At 77.5% G+C, this 3,356-nt stretch carries 1 protein-coding gene; it reads right to left on the bottom strand.

Annotated features, from left to right (window positions below):
- Nucleotides 1-3,356: DEAD/DEAH box helicase (locus HLB09_RS14730; protein WP_212771148.1), on the bottom strand; the 3,356-nt coding region annotated here is incomplete at both ends.

Genomic DNA, 3,356 nt, shown 5'->3' with positions numbered 1-3,356 from the left:
CGGCCGGCCCCGCCCCGGCGTCGTCGCCCCCGCCCTCGTCGGCTGGGGCGTCCTCCTCGTCGGAGGGCCCCTCCGGCACGGCGCCCTCGTCCGCGCCGAGGACGACGGCGCCCACCGGGGCGGCGACCTGCGGCGTCGCGCCGACGGCGTCGGGCCGGGTGCGCCGCGCGACCTCCAGCGTGCTCAGCGGCCCGAGGACGCGCAGGAGGTCGGCGACGTCCTCGGCGCCGCGCGCCCCGCGCTCGGGCAGCAGGCGCTGCAGCTCGGCGTGGGTGCGCAGCACCGCCTCGGGGTCGAGGAGGTCGGCGAGCGAGGCACCCTCGCCGCGGCCGAGGAGCTCGGCGAGCAGGCCCGGGTCCAGGGACAGGGCGGCGGCGCGGCGCTCGGCGAGCGGGGAGTCGCCCTCGTAGAGGAACTGGGCGACGTAGCCGAACATGAGGCTGCGGGCGAAGGGGGACGGCTGCTGCGTCGTCACCTCGACGACGCGCACGCTGCGCGAGCGCAGCTCGCGCAGCAGCTGCTCGAGCGCCGGGACGTCGAAGACGTCCTGGAGGCACTCGCGGACCGTCTCGAGCACGATCGGGAAGGACGGGTAGCGGCTCGCGACCTCGAGCAGCTGGGCGGCGCGCTGGCGCTGCTGCCACAGCGGCTGGCGCCGGTCGGGGCTGCGCCGGGGCAGCAGGAGCGCCCGGCCGGCGCACTCGCGGAAGCGGGCGGCGAAGAGCGCCGAGCCGCCGAGCTCGTCGGTGACGACGCCGGCCACGTCGTCGGGCTCCATGAGCAGGACGTCGGCCAGGTCGGGCAGCCCCGCCCCGCCGCCCTCGTCGTCGTCCCCGCCACCGAGCCCGCCGCCCAGCCCTCCGCCGTCGTAGCCGACGTCGGGCAGTCGCAGGACGAGGCCGTCGTCGGCGGGCATCGCCTGCACGTCGACGCCGAAGCGCTCGCGCATCCGGGCCGCCACCGCGAGCGCCCACGGGGCGTGCAGCTGCTGGCCGAAGGGGGAGTGGACGACGACGCGCCAGTCGCCGAGCTCGTCGCGGAAGCGCTCGACGACGAGGGTGCGGTCGTCGGGCAGGTGCCCGGTGGCCTCCTGCTGCTCGCGCAGGTAGCCGAGGAGGTTGTCGACGGCCCACGCGTCGAGGCCGGCGGCGCGGGCGCGGCCGCGGGCGACGTCGCCGTCCCAGCCGCCGGGCGCCGCGGCCAGCTCGCGGACGAAGGCGCCGAGCGCCCGGCCGAGCTCGGCGGGGCGGCCCAGGGCGTCGCCGTGCCAGAAGGGCAGCTTGCCGGGCTGGCCGGGCGCCGGGGTGACGAGGACCTGGTCCCGGGTGATGTCCTCGATGCGCCACGTCGAGGCGCCGAGCGTGAAGACGTCACCGACGCGCGACTCGTAGACCATCTCCTCGTCGAGCTCGCCCACGCGCCGTCCGGGGCCCTCGCCCGAGGCGAGGAAGACCCCGTAGAGCCCGCGGTCGGGGATGGTGCCGCCGCTCGTCACGGCGAGGCGCTGGGCCCCGGGCCGGCCGCTGAGGACCCCGGTGACGCGGTCCCAGACCACGCGCGGGCGCAGCTCGGCGAACTCCTCGCTCGGGTAGCGGCCGGAGAGCATGTCGAGGACGGCCTCCAGCACTCCCCGGGACAGGTGCTCGAAGGACGCGGCCCGTCGCACGAGGGCCTCGAGGTCGTCGACGGACCAGTCGTCCATCGCCGTCATGGCGACGACCTGCTGTGCGAGGACGTCGAGGGGGGAGGACGGTATGCGCAGCTCCTCGATGCGCCCCTCGCGCATCCGCTCGGTGACGACGGCCGTCTGCACGAGGTCGCTGCGGAACTTGGGGAACAGGACGCCGCGGCTGACCGCGCCGACCTGGTGCCCGGCGCGCCCGACCCGCTGCAGGCCGCTGGCCACGCTGGGCGGGGACTCGACCTGGACGACGAGGTCGACGGCGCCCATGTCGATGCCGAGCTCCAGGCTCGAGGTCGCGACGACGGCGGGCAGGCGCCCGGACTTGAGGTCGTCCTCGATGAGGGCGCGCTGCTCTTTGCTCACCGAGCCGTGGTGGGCGCGGGCGAGGACGGCGGGCGCCCCCGCGGACGCGCCGGCCTGCGCCATGACCTCGGCGGGCGGCCGTCGCGGCCGCTCGGCGCGGCGGGTGCCGGACGAGGCGGCCCACTGCGGGGCGTCCTCCTCGTCGTCGCCCTCGTGGTCGTCGTCGCCCTCGTCGTCGTGCTGCCCGTCGCCCGCGCCGAAGAGGCCCGGCGCGTCGCCGGGGGAGAGCCGGCGCGGCTGGCCGTCGTCGTCGTCGCCGCCGGGGGACGCGTCGAGGTCGACGACGCCGGCCGCCTCGGCCTCGAGGCGCTCGGCCCACTCCTCGTTGAGGCGGGCCGTGAGGCGCTCGGCCAGGCGTCGGGAGTTGGCGAACACGAGGGTGGAGCGCTGCTCGCCGGCGGTCGGGGCGACGAGGTCGACGATGCGCTCCTCGACCGACGGCCAGATCGACGTCGTCCGCTGCGCGCCCGCCGCCGCACCGGTGAGGTCGTCGGTCGGCTCGCCCAGGCGGGACATGTCCTCGACGGGGACGACGACGGACAGGTCGAAGCGCTTCTCCGACGGCGGCTGCACGACGGTGACGGGCCGGCCGCCCTCCTCGCCCTGCGGCCGCGCGCCGGCGAGGAAGCGCGCCACGGCCTCGGGCGGGCGCACGGTGGCGGACAGGCCGATGCGCTGGGCGGGGCGGGGGAGCATCGCGTCGAGCCGCTCGAGCGACAGCGCCAGGTGGGCGCCGCGCTTGGTGCCGGCCACGGCGTGCACCTCGTCGAGGACCACCGTGGTGACGCCGGCGAGCGACTCGCGGGCCTTCGACGTCAGCACGAGGAAGAGCGACTCGGGCGTCGTGATGAGCACGTCCGGCGGGCGCCGCGCCTGGAGGCGCCGGTCCGCCGCGGAGGTGTCGCCCGAGCGGATGCCGACCTGGACGTCGGGCTCGGGGAGCCCGAGCCGCACCCGCTCGTGGCCGATGCCCGTGAGCGGCGCCCGCAGGTTGCGCTGGACGTCGCTGGCCAGGGCCTTGAGGGGGGAGACGTAGAGGACCCGGCAGCGCTGCGCGGCCTCGGGGACGGGCTCGCTGACGAGCCGGTCGATCGACCACAGGAAGGCCGACAGGGTCTTGCCCGAACCGGTGGGGGCGACGACGAGGGTGTGGTCGCCGCTGCTGATGGCGTCCCACGCCCCCGCCTGGGCGGCCGTGGGGGCGGCGAAGGCGCCCGTGAACCACCGGCGGGTGGCCTCGGAGAAGCGGTCGAGGACGTCGGCGCCCGGGCGGGCCCCCGCTCCCGCGCCGCCGGCGCGCGCGCCCGCC

This window comes from Pseudokineococcus marinus, assembly GCF_013004605.1.
Taxonomy (GTDB): Bacteria; Actinomycetota; Actinomycetes; order Actinomycetales; family Quadrisphaeraceae; genus Pseudokineococcus; species Pseudokineococcus marinus.
Note: the sequence above shows the minus strand (reverse complement) of the source record. Positions and strands in the feature narration are given on the sequence as shown.